Origin of the sequence: Streptomyces sp. NPDC015171 (genome assembly GCF_043079545.1) — a bacterium.
Classification (GTDB): Bacteria; Actinomycetota; Actinomycetes; order Streptomycetales; family Streptomycetaceae; genus Streptomyces.
This window is the reverse complement of sequence record NZ_JBIBUO010000009.1, coordinates 128,988-144,461: the sequence shown is the minus strand read 5'-3', so window position 1 is coordinate 144,461 and position 15,474 is coordinate 128,988. Positions and strand designations below refer to the sequence as shown.

The 15,474-nt window shown below is 72.4% G+C and carries 11 protein-coding genes and 2 pseudogenes; 3 read left to right on the top strand and 10 right to left on the bottom strand.

All coding sequences use genetic code 11. The annotated features are described in order from the left end of the window. The first annotated feature begins 198 nt into the window (after positions 1-198). On the top strand, positions 199-420 hold the full coding sequence (locus ACF073_RS24655; protein ID WP_392073395.1) for a hypothetical protein: 222 nt from the start codon (positions 199-201) through the stop codon (positions 418-420). Between the two features lie 25 nt (positions 421-445). Here the strand turns inward: ACF073_RS24655 and ACF073_RS24650 are convergent, their stop codons facing one another. The 3 genes and pseudogenes from ACF073_RS24650 to ACF073_RS24640 form a co-directional block, all read right to left on the bottom strand. Then, complete coding sequence (locus tag ACF073_RS24650; RefSeq protein ID WP_392073393.1) at positions 446-1,804, bottom strand: hypothetical protein; 1,359 nt, start codon at positions 1,802-1,804, stop codon at positions 446-448. Positions 1,805-1,858: 54 nt separating this feature from the next. Then, positions 1,859-3,814, bottom strand: a pseudogene (locus ACF073_RS24645) (glycoside hydrolase family 3 protein); the annotation flags it as partial. A 138-nt stretch (positions 3,815-3,952) separates the two neighbouring features. After that, positions 3,953-4,870, bottom strand: a pseudogene (locus ACF073_RS24640) (carbohydrate binding domain-containing protein); the annotation flags it as partial. Between the two features lie 124 nt (positions 4,871-4,994). On the opposite strand from ACF073_RS24640, the gene ACF073_RS24635 reads away from it, so the two are divergent. Together ACF073_RS24635 and ACF073_RS24630 are read left to right on the top strand one after the other, a co-directional pair. Then, on the top strand, positions 4,995-6,860 hold the full coding sequence (locus tag ACF073_RS24635; protein WP_392073391.1) for a ricin-type beta-trefoil lectin domain protein: 1,866 nt from the start codon (positions 4,995-4,997) through the stop codon (positions 6,858-6,860). Between the two features lie 106 nt (positions 6,861-6,966). Further along, a complete protein-coding gene (locus ACF073_RS24630; protein ID WP_392073389.1) occupies positions 6,967-7,569 on the top strand; it encodes a GPP34 family phosphoprotein in 603 nt (200 codons plus the stop codon). A gap of 3 nt (positions 7,570-7,572) precedes the next feature. Here the strand turns inward: ACF073_RS24630 and ACF073_RS24625 are convergent, their stop codons facing one another. The 7 genes from ACF073_RS24625 to ureA form a co-directional block, all read right to left on the bottom strand. Next, entirely contained in the window at positions 7,573-7,998 is a 426-nt protein-coding gene (locus tag ACF073_RS24625; protein ID WP_392073387.1) for a VOC family protein, read from the bottom strand. Between the two features lie 13 nt (positions 7,999-8,011). Continuing rightward, positions 8,012-9,622: a citramalate synthase gene (gene cimA, locus ACF073_RS24620; protein WP_392073385.1), complete on the bottom strand. Its 1,611-nt coding sequence runs from the start codon at positions 9,620-9,622 to the stop codon at positions 8,012-8,014. Between the two features lie 287 nt (positions 9,623-9,909). Continuing rightward, the gene (locus ACF073_RS24615; RefSeq protein WP_392073383.1) at positions 9,910-11,220 is read right to left on the bottom strand and encodes an MFS transporter; all 1,311 of its coding nucleotides are present in this window, start codon (positions 11,218-11,220) and stop codon (positions 9,910-9,912) included. Between the two features lie 74 nt (positions 11,221-11,294). Then, positions 11,295-11,900, bottom strand: coding sequence for a TetR/AcrR family transcriptional regulator (locus tag ACF073_RS24610; protein WP_392073381.1), 606 nt, complete (start codon positions 11,898-11,900; stop codon positions 11,295-11,297). An 18-nt stretch (positions 11,901-11,918) separates the two neighbouring features. After that, positions 11,919-12,959, bottom strand: coding sequence for an agmatine/peptidylarginine deiminase (locus ACF073_RS24605; protein WP_392073380.1), 1,041 nt, complete (start codon positions 12,957-12,959; stop codon positions 11,919-11,921). A gap of 11 nt (positions 12,960-12,970) precedes the next feature. Then, on the bottom strand, positions 12,971-14,695 hold the full coding sequence (locus ACF073_RS24600) for an urease subunit alpha (protein WP_392073378.1): 1,725 nt from the start codon (positions 14,693-14,695) through the stop codon (positions 12,971-12,973). Next, the gene (gene ureA, locus ACF073_RS24595) at positions 14,692-15,393 is read right to left on the bottom strand and encodes an urease subunit gamma (protein WP_392073376.1); all 702 of its coding nucleotides are present in this window, start codon (positions 15,391-15,393) and stop codon (positions 14,692-14,694) included. The genes ACF073_RS24600 and ureA overlap by 4 nt, the downstream gene beginning before the upstream one ends. Positions 15,394-15,474: the final 81 nt, after the last annotated feature.

Below are 15,474 nucleotides of genomic sequence, written 5' to 3'. Positions count from 1 at the left end.
CGCGCGCCCGCCCTCCGCTCCCCCTAAATGGGCGGGCGGGCGGGCGCGGGCGCGTGCCACGATGGCCCGATGGAAGCACCCCGCGCCCACAGCGAACCGACCGACTGGGTCCATCTCGTCTCGTACGAGAACCTGCCGGGATGCCCGCGTCCCGGCGCCGTCCTGCTGGGTTGACTGCGGGACCGCGGCATCGACTGGATGCCGTTCGACGAGCGGGAGATCCGGATCGACCTGATGTGCGGCAGGCGCGGGGACGGCCACTGGCACGGCACCCTCGGCCTGACCGTGGACGCCCGCGCGCTCAGGCGGCTCGGACTCCATCCCGACCAGCCGGCCTCGGTGGTCGACGGACCCTCGCCCCCCGCCTGGTGGCACGCCGCCGGAGAGCGCTACGCCGCCCGGTACGGGCGAACCCGCTGAGCGCCCGCGCGGCCCCGCCCGCGGTTCAGAAGCCGCCGCCGAAGTCCCCTCCCCCGCCGCCCCCGTCGAAGCCGCCGCCGTCACCGAAGCCTCCCCCGAAGTCCCCGGGGTCGAAGTCGGTGCCGGAGACGTCGCCGCCCTGGTAGCCGCCCTGGGCGCCGAAGTCGCCGTACCCGGCGCCGTAGTCGGCCGCGTAGGCGGGCGTCGCCATCGCGCTGCCGAGCAGGGTGCCGACCAGGAGGCCGGGCAGCAGGCCGCCGCCGAAGTAGCCGCCGGCCCAGGGGCCGTAGGCCGGGCCAGCGTCCCAGTAGGGGCGGCGGCCGTACGCGGTGTCCACCTCGCGGATCACGGGGTCGCGGCCGTCGGCGAGCCGGGTGGCGTCCGCCGCGCAGACCGGGACCTGGCGCTGGGCGCCGCCGGGCGGGGTCCAGCTGGCGTCGACGACCGAGGGGCCGTGCCGGGGGTCGAAGAAGCAGGGCGGCCGGCGCTCCGGGAGCGGGCGGCGCTCCCGCCGCGCGGCCAGCTGGGCGAGACAGAAGCGGCCGTCCTCCAGCGCCTCGGTGACCGGGCGGACGTCGTCCGGTCTGGCCGCCGCGGCCATGCGCTGCTTGGCGGTCTCGTAGGCGTCGAGGGCGCGTTCGTAGTCGGCGCGCATGGCGTCGTCGGCGCCCGCTTCCGAGGGGTGGAAGTCGAGGCGGTCCAGCTCCTCGCCGAACGCGGTGATGTCCTCGTCCACGACCACCCGCAGCCGGTCGAGGGCGGCGCGCTGCTCCTGCTCGCGGCGCCGGCGGCTCAGGCGGACCAGGGCGTAGGCGCCCGCGCCGCCGGCCACCAGGACCGCGGCCGTGGTGATCAGCGCCGCGCCGGACACCCCGCCGCCGTCGCCCGCCGAGCCGCCCCAGCTCTTCGGCGCGTGCCCGCCCAGGTTGGCGAGGGCGCGGTCGGTGAAGTCGGTGAGCTGGGCCTTGGTGTCCTCCCCCTGGACGCTGGTGACGAGGTTCCGCCGGGCCGTGGCCGACAGGACGGAGGAGTCGGCGCGGGCGTCGAAGCGGTCGCCGAGGCGGATGCCGTAGAGGCCGGTGATCCCGGTCGCCGAGCGGAGGTCGGTGAAGAGGTCCGCCGTCGGATAGCCGGCCGGGAGGACCGCGATGAACAGGGGTTTGTTCGCGTCCTTGATCCGCCGGGCGAGCGTGTCGGCGTCCGCGGCCGAGAGCTGGCCCCGGGCCGCCGGGTCGACGTAGACCGGGCCCTCGCGCAGGGCCCTGGCGATCGTGGAGACGCTGGTGTCCGCGCTCGCCCCGGGCGCGAACACGGTGGCCAGCACCAGGGCCAGGGCAGCCAGCAGCAGGGCGGGGAGGCTTCGGGCCCGCGGGACGGCCTTCATACTTCGAAACTACCCGAAGCCTCCCCAAAGCGGTCATTCGTCCAGCCGCACAGGTCAGGCCGCGCGGTAGGCCTCCGCCAGCTTCTCCACCGCCTTCCCGTACTTCCCGGTGAGCAGCAGGTGGTCGGCGTCGGCGAAGGGCCGCGCCACCGCCTGGCCGAGGTGGCCGTCCGCCTTCTGCTGGACGAGCAGCCGGGCCTTGTCCACCAGCGCGCGTCCGGTCCGGTCGTCGCCGTGCCGCTCGGCCGCCGCCGCCCGCGCGCCGAGGTCGCGCAGGGTGGCCGTGCCGCCCTTCGGGACCTGGGTGAGCGTGGTCAGGCCCCAGCCGTAGGGGAACTGCGGGTCGTACGAGGCGTCGCCGACGTTGATCGGCAGCTGCGACTCCGACCTGGGCCAGGTGACGGGCAGCCGGCCGGTGAAGGGCCGCTTGCCGTAGAGGACGTCGGCGACGCCCGCGCCCTCGGTGCCGGGCAGCCAGGAGGCCACCAGGGCGTCGATCTCGCCGAGCCGGTCGCCGATCAGCTGCGGGCGTCCGGAGACGATCAGCACCGCGCACTTCATGGCCGCGCACACCCGGTCCACCGCGGCCTTGTCGGCGGCGGACAGCTGGAGGTCGTGGCCGTTGCCGACGTCACCGACGCCCTCGGCGTACGGGGTCTCGCCGACGACGACCACACCGACGTCGTAGCCGTCGGTCGGGGCGGAGGCGTCCTTGGAGTAGGTGACGTTCCCGCCCGCCTGCCGCAGGCCGGCGAGGACGGTCGTGCCGGGGACGGTGCTGCCGGAGGCGCCCTGCCAGGTGAGGGTCCAGCCGCCGGTCTGGTTGCCGATGTCGTCCGCGTTGGACCCGGCGACGTACACCTTCTCGCGCTTCTTCAGCGGCAGCACGCCGCCCGCGTTCTTCAGCAGCACCTGCGACTCGGCCGCCGCCCGGCGGGCGACCTGCCGGTGCTCCGGCGAGCCGATGGCGGCGGCGCCGCGGGTGTCGGCGTACGGGTGCTCGAAGAGGCCCAGCTCGAACTTCCGGGTGAGGATGCGCGCGACGGCGTCGTCGACGCGCGCCTCGCTGATCCGGCCGGCCCGCACCTCCTCGGCGAGCGTGGTGGCGAAGTCCTTGTAGCCGTACGGGACCATCATCATGTCCAGGCCCGCGTTGACGGCCGTGCGGACGTGCGCGGCGTAGTCGCCGGGCAGCTGGTCGATGCCGTTCCAGTCGCTGATCACGAAGCCGTCGAAGCCCAGGCGGTCCTTGAGCACGCCGTTGATCATGTCGCCGCGGCCGTGCATCTTCACCGCGCCCTTGCCGTCACCCACGATGTCCAGGGAGGAGTACGACGGCATGACCGTGCCGACACCCCGGTCGACGGCCTCCTTGAACGGCGCCAGGTGGATGTCCTCCAGCTGCTCGCGGGTGACCTTGGTGACGCCCTGGTCGAGGGTGTACGTCCCCGTGGTCGAGGAGCCGTAGGCGGTGCCGCCGTCGCCGACGAAGTGCTTGGCGGTGGCCAGCACCTTGTCGTGGCGGTCCAGGTCCTTGCCGTTCGCGCGGCCCTGGAGGCCCTGGATCACGGTCTCCATGGACTCGACCAGGGCCGGGTCCTCGCCGAAGGACTCGTAGGAGCGGCCCCAGCGCTCGTCGCGGCTCACGCACAGACAGGGCGCGAAGTCCCAGGGCACGCCGGTCGCGCGGACCTCGGCCGCGGTCACCGCGCCGGTCTCCTGGGCGAGCCGGGGGTCCCGGGTCGCGCCGATGCCGATGTTGTGCGGCATGACCGTGGCGCCGGAGAGGTTGTTGTGGCCGTGGACCGCGTCGACGCCGTAGACCAGCGGGATCTGGAAGCGGGTCGCCTGGGCGCGCAGCTGGAAGGCGTCGATCATCTTCGCCCACGCCTCGGGGGTGTTGGGCGTGGGGGTCGAGCCGCCGCCGGACAGCAGGGAGCCGAGGCCGTAGGCGGCGATGTCGCCGGGCTGGTTCATCGCGGCGCGCTCGGCCTGGGTCATCTGGCCGGCCTTCTCCGCGAGGGACATCCGGCCGAGCAGGTCCGCGACCCGCTTGCGGACCGGCAACGCCTTGTCCAGGTAGGGCAGTCCGTGCGCGTCGACGACGATCTGGGGGGTCTCCGCCGGGGCCTTCGCGCCGTCGACCGTGAGCTTCAGCGGGATGGTCTCGGCGGGCTCGGCGGCCCGGTCCCGGCGGGTGGACACCTTGATGGTCCGGGTGGCGCCGGACGCGGTGCCGGCCGGGAAGGTGAGGGTGCCGGTGACGGGGGTGTAGTCCGTGCCGGCGGCGGCGGTGCCGTCACCCGTGGCGTAGCCGACGGTCACCGGGGCGGCGAGGGGGCCGGCGCCGGTGGTGGAGACGGTGACCTTCACCTCGGCCGTGGCGCCCTCCTTGACCGGGTGGACGGCCGCGTCGGTGCTGACGGAGGCGCTGAGCGCCTGGTCCGCCGTCCCGTACAGCTCCACGCCGTCCAGGGCGAAGTCGCCCTTGGCGCCGGCCGGGAGGGTGAGGGCGTAGCCCCACATCTCCTTGAGGCCGAGGACGTGGTCGATGCCGCCGACGGGCTGGTAGTCGGTGCGGTAGGTGAACCCGGTGAAGGGGAGCTCGATCTGCTTCCAGCCGGTGAAGTCGTCGGTGAAGGAGGTGGTCCAGAGCTCGGACGCCTCCCCGTTCGCGCCGCCGTCCTTGATCTCGAAGGGGATCTTCCTGCCGTTGTTCCGGCCGTCCCACCAGAAGCGGATGCCCCGGTGGGCGGACCAGTCGTGGGCGGGCGCGGCGGCGGCGAAGTCATGAGTGAAGCCGCCGTAGCCGCTGATGTCGTAGGTGCCGGCGAGGACCTTGCCGCCCTCGGGGGCGTCGGCCCGGTCGGCGAGGCGGAGGGCGGGCGGGTCGTCGGTGTCGCCGCCCCAGGCGAAGAGGCCCTCGGCGGGCTGGGCGGCGAAGGGCACCTCGCCCTCGAAGCGGTCGACGGGGACAGGGGCCGGCTCGTCGGCGGCTCGCGCGGTCGCCCAGGGCAGCAGACCGGCAAGGAGTGCGGCGGAGGCGAACAGGGCGGTTCTTCGCATGGACCTTCCCTCGGCTCTCATGGTTCACTCATGGCTTAGATCACGGCGTGAGTTAACTAAGGGCGCTTCCGCACGTCAAGACGCCCCGTCAGCTTTGTCGACCCGAGAGGAAGGGCGACGCACCATGAGGAGAACCCCCCGCACGGTCCGGCTGCTGCTCGCCGGGCTGCTCTCCGCCGCCGGTGTCAGCGTGGCCGTGCCCCCCGCGCACGCGGCCGGTGAGCAGGTCACCGCCTGGCTCACCACCACCGATGACGCGGGCGGCCGGCACGTCGTACGCGGCCTCCAGGCACAGACGCCGTTCGCCTTCCAGCCCGGGGCGGGCGGCGGCGGCGAGAACATCACCGTGGACGAGAACACCCGGTACCAGACCTTCACCGGCGGCGGCGCCTCGTTCACGGACACCGCCGCCTGGCTGATGAACAGCAGCGGGGCGCTGTCCCAGGCGACCCGGGACGCGACCATGCGCAAGCTGTTCTCCCCCGCGGACGGCATCGGCCTGTCGTTCCTGCGCAATCCGATGGGCGCCTCCGACCTCGCGCGCTACGGCTACACCTACGACGACGTGCCGGCCGGCCAGACCGACCCGTCGCTGTCGAAGTTCTCGATCGCGCACGACCTCGCGGACGTCGCCCCGCTGACCAGGCAGGCGCTCCAGCTGAACCCGTCCCTGACGGTGATGGCCTCGCCGTGGACGGCGCCGGCCTGGATGAAGGACAGCGGCTCCCTCAACGGCGGCTGGCTCAAGGCGGAGGACTACGGGGCGTACGCCGCCTACTTCGTGAAGTACCTCCAGGCGTACAAGGACCAGGGGATCAACGTCTCCTACGTCACCGCGCAGAACGAGCCGACCTGCTGTTCCGGCTACCCGTCGATGAGCTGGAACGCCGGCGGGCTCGCGTACTTCACCAAGAGCGAGCTGCTGCCGAGGCTCCAGTCGGCCGGCCTGGGCACCAAGGTGCTGGCGCACGACTGGAACTGGGACGTGTACGACTCCTACGCCGCCCAGACCGTGGACGACGCGGCCGTGCGCAACCACCCGAACTTCGGCGGCATCGCCTGGCACGGCTACGGCGGCGACATCGCCAAGCAGACGTCCGTGCACAACCAGTACCCGGGGCTGGACGCGTTCGGCACCGAGCACTCCGGCGGCACCTGGATCGCCAACCAGCAGCGCGAGGACATGTCCAACATCATCGACTACACCCGCAACTGGGCGAAGTCGGTGACCAAGTGGTCGCTGGCCGTGGACCAGAACATGGGCCCGCACAACGGCGGCTGCGGCACCTGCACCGGGCTGGTCACCGTGCACAACGGGGACGGCGCGAGCGGGACGGTCGACTACACGGTCGAGTACTACACGATGGGCCACCTGACCAAGTTCGTGCGGCCCGGCGCGCAGCGCATCGCCTCCACCGCGTCCGCCGCCGTACCCAACGTCGCCTGGCGCAACCCGGACGGCAGCAAGGCGCTGATCGCCTACAACGACGCGTCGACGGCGAAGACGGTCACCGTCAACTGGGGCTCGCAGCACGCCACTTACTCACTGCCCGGAAAGACCTCGGCCACCTTCACCTGGTCCGGCACCCAGTCCGGCGGCGGCGGCAGCACCGGCGCCTTCGTGGGTCTGGCGGGCAAGTGCCTCGACGTGGCGGGCGGTTCGAACGCCAACGGTACGGCGGTGCAGCTCTACGACTGCAACGGCTCGACCGCGCAGCAGTGGACCGTCCAGGCCGACGGCTCGGTCCGGGCGCTCGGCAAGTGCCTGGACGTGACCTCCGCCTCGACGGCGAACGGGGCCAAGGCGCAGCTCTACGACTGCAACGGCAGCGGTGCCCAGCGGTGGTCGTACAACGCGGCCACGGGCGATGTGGTGAACACGGCGGCCGACAAGTGCCTCGACGTCACGGACAACTCCTCGGCGAACGGGGCCCGGGCGCAGATCTGGTCGTGCACCGGGGCCGCCAACCAGAAGTGGACCCTGCGGTAGCGCGGAGCGGACGGGCCGCACCGGAGGGGACGCCGCGTCCGGCGTTCCGTCCGGTGCGGCGGCGTGCCGTGCTGCGGATCGGCCGCCCGCGGACCATGGTGGGGGTATGACCACACCGCAGGACCTCTTTCTCGTCAGCCTGGACATCCCCCGCGAGGAGCCCGTCGAGCAGGGCGATCTCTCGCTGGCCCTCGCCGGGGCCGAGCTGGTCGACCTCCTCGGCGTACGGGCGCTCACCGTGGCGGACGGCCGGATCGTGCCGGGGCCGGTGCTGGCCACCGGTGACCGGCTGCTGGACGAGGCGGAAGCCGCGCTGGTCAGGACGGAGCCGTACGAGACGGTCGAGGACTGGCTGTGGCGGCGCGGGCAGGGGCTGGCCACCGCCTACCGGGACGCCCTGGAGGCCGACGGGCAGCTCACCGGGAAGCGGCGGCGCCGGCTGGCGCTGCGCGACAAGGACGACCCCACGGCCGACACCCCCGCCCGCCGGCACGCGGCCGACCGCTGGTGGTCCCACGAGCCCGTCCTCGCGGGCCTCGCCTCCACCCTGGGCATCCCGGACGACCGGCCCGCCGCGGCCGAGCCCGGCGACGAGCCGGTCGTCACCGTCCTGCTGGCGGTCGGCGACGCGGTGACGGAGCTGGAGGCGGTACGCGAGCGGCGCCGCATCGAGAACATCGCCTTCGACAACATCTGGCGGGCGCCCTGAGCCTCACAGGATGAGTTCGCCGATCCCCAGCAGGTTCCCCTCGCTGTCCCGGAACCACGCGCCCCACTCCCCGCGCGCGCCCTTGCTCGGATAGTTGCCCTCGACCTCGGCGATGCCGTCCCGGGTGCGCAGGCCGGGCGCGTCGACCTCCTCGAAGACCACGCCCCGGCGGCGCAGCTCCGCCACGGCGGCCCGGATGTCGTCCACCTCGAAGGCCATCTGGGTGAAGGTGCCGGGCGAGGACCCCGTCGAGCGGTACACGACGAAGTCCGCGCCCGCGCACCGGTACAGCAGCCCGCCGGGCCGTTCGTCCACCGGGCGCAGACCGAGCTTGTCGGCGTAGAAGCGCCGGGCCCGGTCCAGGTCGCTCGCGGGCAGCCGGGTCGCGACGCGGGCCCGGGACAGCACATCACTCGTGTGTGAGGTCATGCCTCCACTGTGGCTACTGAGCCGGCTCCACGCCCGCGCGGAGCAGACCGTACGTGTACGCGTCCTCCAGGGCCTGCCAGGAGGCGGCGATGACGTTCTCCGCGACGCCGACCGTGGACCACTCGCCCGCGCCGTCGGAGGTGGAGATCAGCACACGGGTGGTGGACGACGTGCCGTGCTTGCCCTCCAGGATGCGGACCTTGTAGTCCACCAGCTCCAGCTTGGCGAGCTGCGGGTAGATCTTCTCCAGCGCCACGCGCAGCGCCCGGTCCAGCGCGTTGACCGGGCCGTTGCCCTCCGCGGTGGCGACGATCCGCTCGCTCTTGGCCCACAGCTTGACCGTGGCCTCGTTGGCGTGGGTGCCGTCGGGCCGGTCCTCCACGATCGCCCGCCAGGACTCGACGTCGAAGTACTTCAGCGGCCTGCCCTCGACCTCGGCCCGCAGCAGCAGCTCGAAGGAGGCGTCGGCGGCCTCGTAGGTGTAGCCCCTGAGCTCCCGCTCCTTGACGCGCTCGACGACCCGGCCGACCAGTTCCCGGTCACCGCCCAGGTCGATGCCCAGCTCCTTGCCCTTCAGCTCGACCGAGGCGCGGCCCGCCATGTCGGAGACGAGCATGCGCATGGTGTTGCCGACCCGCTCGGGGTCGATGTGCTGGTACAGGTCCGGGTCGACCTTGATGGCGGAGGCGTGCAGGCCGGCCTTGTGCGCGAAGGCCGATACGCCCACGTACGGCTGGTGGGTGGACGGCGTCAGGTTGACGACCTCGGCGATGGCGTGCGAGATCCGGGTCATCTCGCGCAGCCGGCCCTCGGGCAGCACCTGCTTGCCGTACTTCAGCTGCAGGGCGGCGACCACCGGGAACAGGTTGGCGTTGCCCACCCGCTCGCCGTAGCCGTTGGCCGTGCACTGCACATGGGTGGCGCCCGCGTCCACGGCGGCCAGGGTGTTGGCGACCGCGCAGCCGGTGTCGTCCTGGGCGTGGATGCCGAGCCGGGCGCCGGTGTCGGCGAGGACGGTGGCGACGACCGCGTGGACCTGGGCGGGGAGCATGCCGCCGTTGGTGTCGCAGAGGACGACGACGTCGGCGCCGGCCTCGGCCGCCGCGCGGACGACGGCCTTGGCGTACTCGGGGTTGGCGCGGTAGCCGTCGAAGAAGTGCTCGCAGTCCACGAAGACCCGGCGGCCCTGGTCCTTCAGGTACGACACGGTGTCGCGGACCATCGCCAGGTTCTCGTCCAGGGTGGTGCGCAGCGCCAGCTCCACATGCCGGTCGTGTGCCTTGGCGACCAGCGTGATCACCGGGGCGCCGGACTGGAGCAGGGCCTTGACCTGGGGGTCCTCGGCGGCCTTCGCACCGGCGCGGCGGGTGGCGCCGAAGGCGACCAGCCGGGCGTGCCGGAAGTCGATCTCATCCTTGGCGCGGGCGAAGAACTCGGTGTCGCGGGGGTTCGCGCCGGGCCAGCCGCCCTCGATGAAGCCCACGCCGAAGTCGTCCAGGTGCCGTGCGATGGCGAGCTTGTCCGCGACGGTGAGGTTGATGCCCTCGCGCTGCGCGCCGTCGCGCAGCGTGGTGTCGAAGACGTGGAACGAGTCGTCGAGCTCGCTGTGTGCCGTCTCGGTCATGGTCTCAAGGCTCCTGTAGTGGATCTTCGGTCTTACCGGAATGACCGGCTCCACCGTCCTCCCCATACTCCCTCGCGCTCCGCTCCCGGCTGCAGGTGGGCCGGAAAACGAAAAAACCCCTCGCGGGTGCGAGAGGTCTGCGCGCGGGTCGAGGACGATGGTGGCCACCCGTACCTGGTCATACGAGATGGTCACTGCGGACCGGCGCGCGCCTGCTGCCGATAATCGTGGCGTACGAGGGCACGGAGGCAGTCTGGCACAGCACCGCCCCCGGCTCACCGCCTGTCTCAGGATGCGGGCGTCAGGCTGGACTCCCCCGATCCCTCGGCGGCCTTCACCCGGGTCAGGTCCAGGTCCTTGGTCTCCCGCATGGTGAGGTACACGACCAGGGAGACGGCGGCGCAGCCCGCCACGTACCAGTAGAAGCCCGATTCGACGCCGGCGTCCTTGAACCACAGGGCGATGTACTCGGCCGTGCCGCCGAAGAGGGCGTTGCCGATGGCGTACGGCAGGGCCACGCCGAGCGCGCGGATGCCGGTCGGGAACAGCTCCGCCTTCACACAGGCGTTGATGGAGGTGTAGCCGGTGACCACGACCAGTGCCAGCAGGGCGAGCCCGAGGGCGGGCCAGTAGCCGTCGGCGTGCTTGAGCAGGGTCATGATCGGGACGGTGAGGAAGGTGGAGCCGACCGCGAAGGTGATGAGCAGCGGGCGGCGGCCGATCCGGTCGGAGAGCCGGCCGGCGAAGGGCTGCAGGCAGGCGAAGACGATCAGCGCGGTGAAGGAGACCAGGGTCGCCGTCTGCTTGGACAGCCCCGCAGAGTTGGAGAGGTACTTCGTCAGATAGGTGGTGTACGTGTAGTAGGCCACCGTGCCGCCCATGGTGAGGGCGACGACCAGGAACGCCTCCCGCCTGTGCTGCCACAGCGCGCGCAGGGTGCCGCGGTCCTCGGCGTGCGAGCCGTCCTCCGCGTACACCTCGGTCTCCAGCATGGTGCGGCGCAGATAGAAGATGACGGCCGCGCCCAGGGCGCCGACGACGAACGGGATGCGCCAGCCGTAGCTGTGCAGGGCGTCGTCGGACATGGTGCGCTGGAGGACGATCTGCAGGCCGAGGCCGATGATCTGGCCGGCGGTCATGGAGACGTACTGGAAGCTGGAGGCGAAGCCACGCCGGGCCGGGTCGGACGCCTCGGTCAGATAGGTCGCGCTGGCCGCGTACTCGCCGCCCACCGACAGGCCCTGGAGCAGCCGGGCCACGAGCAGGACGAGCGCGCCGCCGTAGCCGGCGACGGCGTAGGTGGGGGCGACGGCGATGAGGACGGCCGAGGCCGACATGAGCGTGACGGTCAGGGTGAGCGCCGCCTTGCGGCCCTTGCGGTCGCCGACCCTGCCCAGCAGCCAGCCGCCCACGGGGCGCATGAAGAAGCCGACGGCGAAGATGCCGGCGGTGTTCATCAGCTGGGCGGTGGAGTCGCCCTTGGGGAAGAACGCGCCGGCGAAGTAGGTGGCGAAACTCGCGTACACGAACCAGTCGAACCACTCGACCATGTTCCCCGCCGAGCCGACCCAGATCTTCTTCCACTGTTCTCGTCCCATGGGCCGTTACCTGCCCGGTGACGGAGGGAACGATTCCTCGGGCGCGCGGCCGGGTGCGCGCCGGCGCCCCGCGGCTACGGCATGAGAAGCACGTCCCGGAGGAACTCCCGTACGTGCGCGAGCACTTGGTCCCGGTCGGTGCCGCGCAGCCCGATGGCGACGTGGATGGAGAAACCGTCGAGCAGCGCACGCAGCCGCGCCGCGAAACGGTCCGCGTCGACCGTCCGGAACTCCCCCCGCGAGATGCCCTCGGCGACCAGGGCGACCAGATCGCGGTGCCACGCGCCCTCGATCGCGGCCTGCCGGACCCGGGCCTCCTCGTCGGCGTTCTGCGACCGGTTCCAGACCTCCAGCCAGAGCGTCCAGTGCGGATCGCGGTGGCCCGCGGGGACGTACAGGTCGACGTACGCCTCCAGGCGCTCCCGGGCCGACCCCGGGCGGGTGAGCAGCCGGCCGCGCTCGGCGCCCAGCCTGCCCTCGCTCCACTCCAGGGTCTGCAGCAGCAGCTCGTCCTTGGAGCGGAAGTAGTACAGCAGATGGCCGCTGCTCATCCCGACCTCACGGCCGAGCCCCGCCATGGTGAGCTTCTCCAGACCGCGCTCGGCGATCATGTCCATGGCCGCGACGAGAAGCTCCTCGCGCGGCGGCGCGTTCCTGCGCGCACGGGCCGCACCGGCCATCTGCTGCTCCTGTGTGTGTCAGACCTTCGGCTGCTGCTGGGTGATGCAGTGGATGCCACCGCCCCCGGAGAAGATCGTACGGGCGTCCACCAGCGTCACCGTCCGCTCCGGGAAGAGACGGCGGAAGATCCCGGCGGCGATCTCGTCGCGCGGGTCGTCGAAGCCGCACAGGACGACCCCGCCGTTGCAGATGTAGTGGTTGATGTAGGAGTAGTCGGCCCAGTGGCCGTCGGCCTCCAGGACGGTCGGCGCGGGCACCTCGACGACCTCGAGGCGGCGGCCCCGGGCGTCGGTCGCCGACTTCAGCAGGCCGATGACCTCCTTGGTGACCTCGTGGTCGGGGTGGGCCGGGTCCGGCTGGTGGTGGGCGACCACCACACCGGGGCGGGCGAAGGCGGCGACGATGTCGACATGGCCGAGGGTGCCGAAGCCGTAGGGCGGGTAGTCGCCGGTCAGACCGCGCGGCAGCCAGATCGCCTTGCTGGTGCCGAGGTGGGCGTGGATCTCGGCCTCGACCTCCACCCTGGACCAGTGCGGGTTGCGCTCGGGGCCGAGCTGCACGGTCTCGGTGAGCAGCACGGTGCCCTCGCCGTCGACGTGGATCGCGCCGCCCTCGTTGACCAGCCTGGAGGCGTACGTCCGCGCGCCGGCGAGGTCGGAGACGTACGCGCCGATCTTCGCGTCGTGCTCCCAGCGGGCCCAGTCCTGGGCGCCCCAGCCGTTGAAGGTCCAGTCGACGGCGGCGAGGCCGCCCTTGTCGTCGGTCAGGAAGGTGGGGCCGATGTCCCGCATCCAGGCGTCGTCCAGCTCGCGCTCGACGGTGTCGACACCGGGGCCGAGCAGTTCCCGGGCCTCGGCCGACTGGCCGGGGCCGCACACGACCGTCACGGGCTCGAAGCGCAGCACGGCGCGGGCCACCGAGGCCCAGGCGGCGCGGGAGCGGCGCAGGTCGTCCGGATCGTCGAAGGTGGGGTTGGGGCTGGGCCAGGCCATCCAGGTGCGCTCGTGCGGGGCCCACTCGGCTGGCATGCGGAAGCCGTCGGCGGCGGGGGTGGTCATGTCGCGGGTCCTTAGAGGAAGTAGAGGCGGTTGAGGGAGACGGAGTCGGCGGGCTCCGAGCGCAGCGGGTCGCCGTCGAGGGAGACCAGGCCGGTGCGCTGGTCGACGTCGACCGCTCCGATACGGGCGTTGAGCCGGAGGTCGGCGGGGCCGATCCCGCGGGTGCCGCGCACCGCGACCCTCCTGCGCCGCGTGGGCAGGGTGTCGTTGCCCTGGTCGACAGCGGCCCGGGCGACGAACGCGACCGAGATGTCCGCGGCGGTGGCGCCGTACGAACCGAACTGCGGCCCCAGGACCAGGGGTTCGCAGGTGTCGGTGGCCGCGTTGGGGTCGCCGACCACGCCGTACGCCGGGAAGCCGGACTTGAGGACCAGCTGCGGCTTGGCGCCGAAGTACTCGGGGCGCCACAGCACGATGTCGGCGAGCTTGCCGGTCTCGATCGAGCCGACCTCGTGGGCGAGGCCGTGGGCGATCGCCGGGTTGATGGTCAGCTTGGCCATGTAGCGCAGCACGCGGGCGTTGTCGTCGCCCTCGCCGTCGCCCTCCATCGGGCCCAGCTCGGCCTTCATCTTGCCGGCCATGGCGAAGGTGCGGCGGACCGTCTCACCGGCCCGGCCCATGCCCTGCGCGTCGGAGGAGGTGATGCCGATCGCGCCCAGGTCGTGCAGCACGTCCTCGGCGCCCATCGTGCCCGCCCGGATCCGGTCCCGGGCCATGGCCGCGTCACCCGGCAGGTCGGTCTTCAGGTCGTGGACGGAGACGATCATGCCGTAGTGCTCGGCGACCGCGTCCCGGCCGAAGGGCAGGGTGGGGTTGGTGGAGGAGCCGATGACGTTCGGGACGCCGGCCATCTTCAGCACGTTGGGCACATGTCCGCCGCCGCAGCCCTCGATGTGGAAGGCGTGGATCGTGCGGCCCTCCAGCACCCTGAGGGTGTCCTCGACCGACAGGCACTCGTTCAGGCCGTCGCTGTGCAGGGCGACCTGGACGTCGTGCTCCTCGGCCACCCGCAGCGCGGTGTCCAGCGCCCGCGTGTGGGCGCCCATGTCCTCGTGCACCTTGAATCCGGACGCACCGCCCTCGGCCAGGGCCTCGACCAGCGGGGCCGCGTGGGAGGACGAACCCCGGCCGAGGAAGCCGATGTTGACCGGCCAGGCGTCGAACGCGTTGAAGGCGTGCCGCAGCGCCCAGGGCGAGTTGACGCCGACGCCCCACACCGGGCCGAACTCCTGCCCGATGATCGTGGTGACGCCGGAGGCGAGGGAAGCCTCCATGATGCGCGGCGACAGCAGGTGGACATGGGTGTCGACGGCGCCGGCGGTGGCGATCATGCCCTCGCCGGAGACGATCGAGGTGCCGGTGCCGACGACGACGTCCACCCCGTCCAGGGTGTCCGGGTTGCCGGCCCGTCCGATCCCGCAGATGCGCCCCTCGCGGATGCCGATGGACACCTTGCGGATGCCTTGCGCGGCGTCGATCACCACGACGTTGCTGATCACGACGTCGCAGGTGTCGCGGACGGCGGCGGCCTTCAGGTGCAGTCCGTCGCGCGCGGTCTTGCCGAAGCCGGCCAGGAACTCGTCGCCGTACTTCTGGGCGTCGGACTCCACGCGGACGGTCAGCCCGGAGTCACCGAGCCTGATGCGGTCGCCGGCCCGGGGGCCGTGGGTGGCGGCGTAGGCGTGCGGGTCGACATGGATCGACCGGCTCACCTCGCGTCCTTTCGAGCGGCTCATCGCTCCTCGCCTCCTTCCGGCGTCACTCCGAGATATCCGCAGGCGGCGGCCCTGCGCAGGGCCTCTTCCCTGGCGCCGGGCGCGTCCAGCGGCCCGTCCACCAGACCGGCGAAGCCGATCGCGATCCGCTCGCCGCCGATCGGGACGAGCCCGACCTCCTCGCTCTCCCCCGGCCCGAAGCGGACCGAGGAGCCCGCGGGTACGGCGAGCCGCATGCCGTAGGCACCGCGGCGGTCGAAGTCGAGGCGCGGATTGGCCTCGAAGAAGTGGAAGTGGGAGGTGACGGAGACCGGCACGGTCGCGGTGTTGGTGACGCGCAGCCGGACGACCGGCTCCGGGTCGCTGTGCTCGGGGGCGGGCAGCAGCGCGCCCGGCGCCGCCCCGCCCAGGTGACCGCCGCCGATGGGATCGGAGACGACCGCGAGCCGGGAGCCGTCGTCGAAGACGGCCTCGACCATCACCTCGGTGACGACGTCGGCGACGCCCGGCAGTACGTCCTCGGGGCCGAGCACCGACCGGGCCGCCTCGATGGCCTCGGCGAGCCGCCGGCCGTCCCGGGCCGCCTCGCAGACGGTGTCCGCGATCAGCGCGGTGGCCTCCGGCACGTTCAGCCTGAGTCCGCGCGCGCGGCGGGCCCGGGCCAGCTCGGCGGCTCCGAAGAGCAGCAGCCGGTCACGTTCCGTGGGGGTCAGTCTCACGACGCGGCACCTCCTTGCCTTCCATAAGTTAGAACAACACTCTAAACAGAGAATTCATGAAACAGAAGCATTGACCAGGGG

What these genes read in the sequence shown, in the direction of transcription:
- ACF073_RS24650 (WP_392073393.1), bottom strand. Translation starts at nt 1,804, where the DNA reads ATGAAGGCCGTCCCGCGGGCCCGAAGCCTCCCCGCCCTGCTGCTGGCT.
- ACF073_RS24600 (WP_392073378.1), bottom strand. Translation starts at nt 14,695, where the DNA reads ATGAGCCGCTCGAAAGGACGCGAGGTGAGCCGGTCGATCCATGTCGAC.
- ACF073_RS24655 (WP_392073395.1), top strand. Translation starts at nt 199, where the DNA reads ATGCCGTTCGACGAGCGGGAGATCCGGATCGACCTGATGTGCGGCAGG.
- ACF073_RS24630 (WP_392073389.1), top strand. Translation starts at nt 6,967, where the DNA reads ATGACCACACCGCAGGACCTCTTTCTCGTCAGCCTGGACATCCCCCGC.
- ACF073_RS24615 (WP_392073383.1), bottom strand. Translation starts at nt 11,220, where the DNA reads ATGGGACGAGAACAGTGGAAGAAGATCTGGGTCGGCTCGGCGGGGAAC.
- ACF073_RS24635 (WP_392073391.1), top strand. Translation starts at nt 4,995, where the DNA reads ATGAGGAGAACCCCCCGCACGGTCCGGCTGCTGCTCGCCGGGCTGCTC.
- cimA (WP_392073385.1), bottom strand. Translation starts at nt 9,622, where the DNA reads ATGACCGAGACGGCACACAGCGAGCTCGACGACTCGTTCCACGTCTTC.
- ACF073_RS24610 (WP_392073381.1), bottom strand. Translation starts at nt 11,900, where the DNA reads ATGGCCGGTGCGGCCCGTGCGCGCAGGAACGCGCCGCCGCGCGAGGAG.
- ACF073_RS24625 (WP_392073387.1), bottom strand. Translation starts at nt 7,998, where the DNA reads ATGACCTCACACACGAGTGATGTGCTGTCCCGGGCCCGCGTCGCGACC.
- ACF073_RS24605 (WP_392073380.1), bottom strand. Translation starts at nt 12,959, where the DNA reads ATGACCACCCCCGCCGCCGACGGCTTCCGCATGCCAGCCGAGTGGGCC.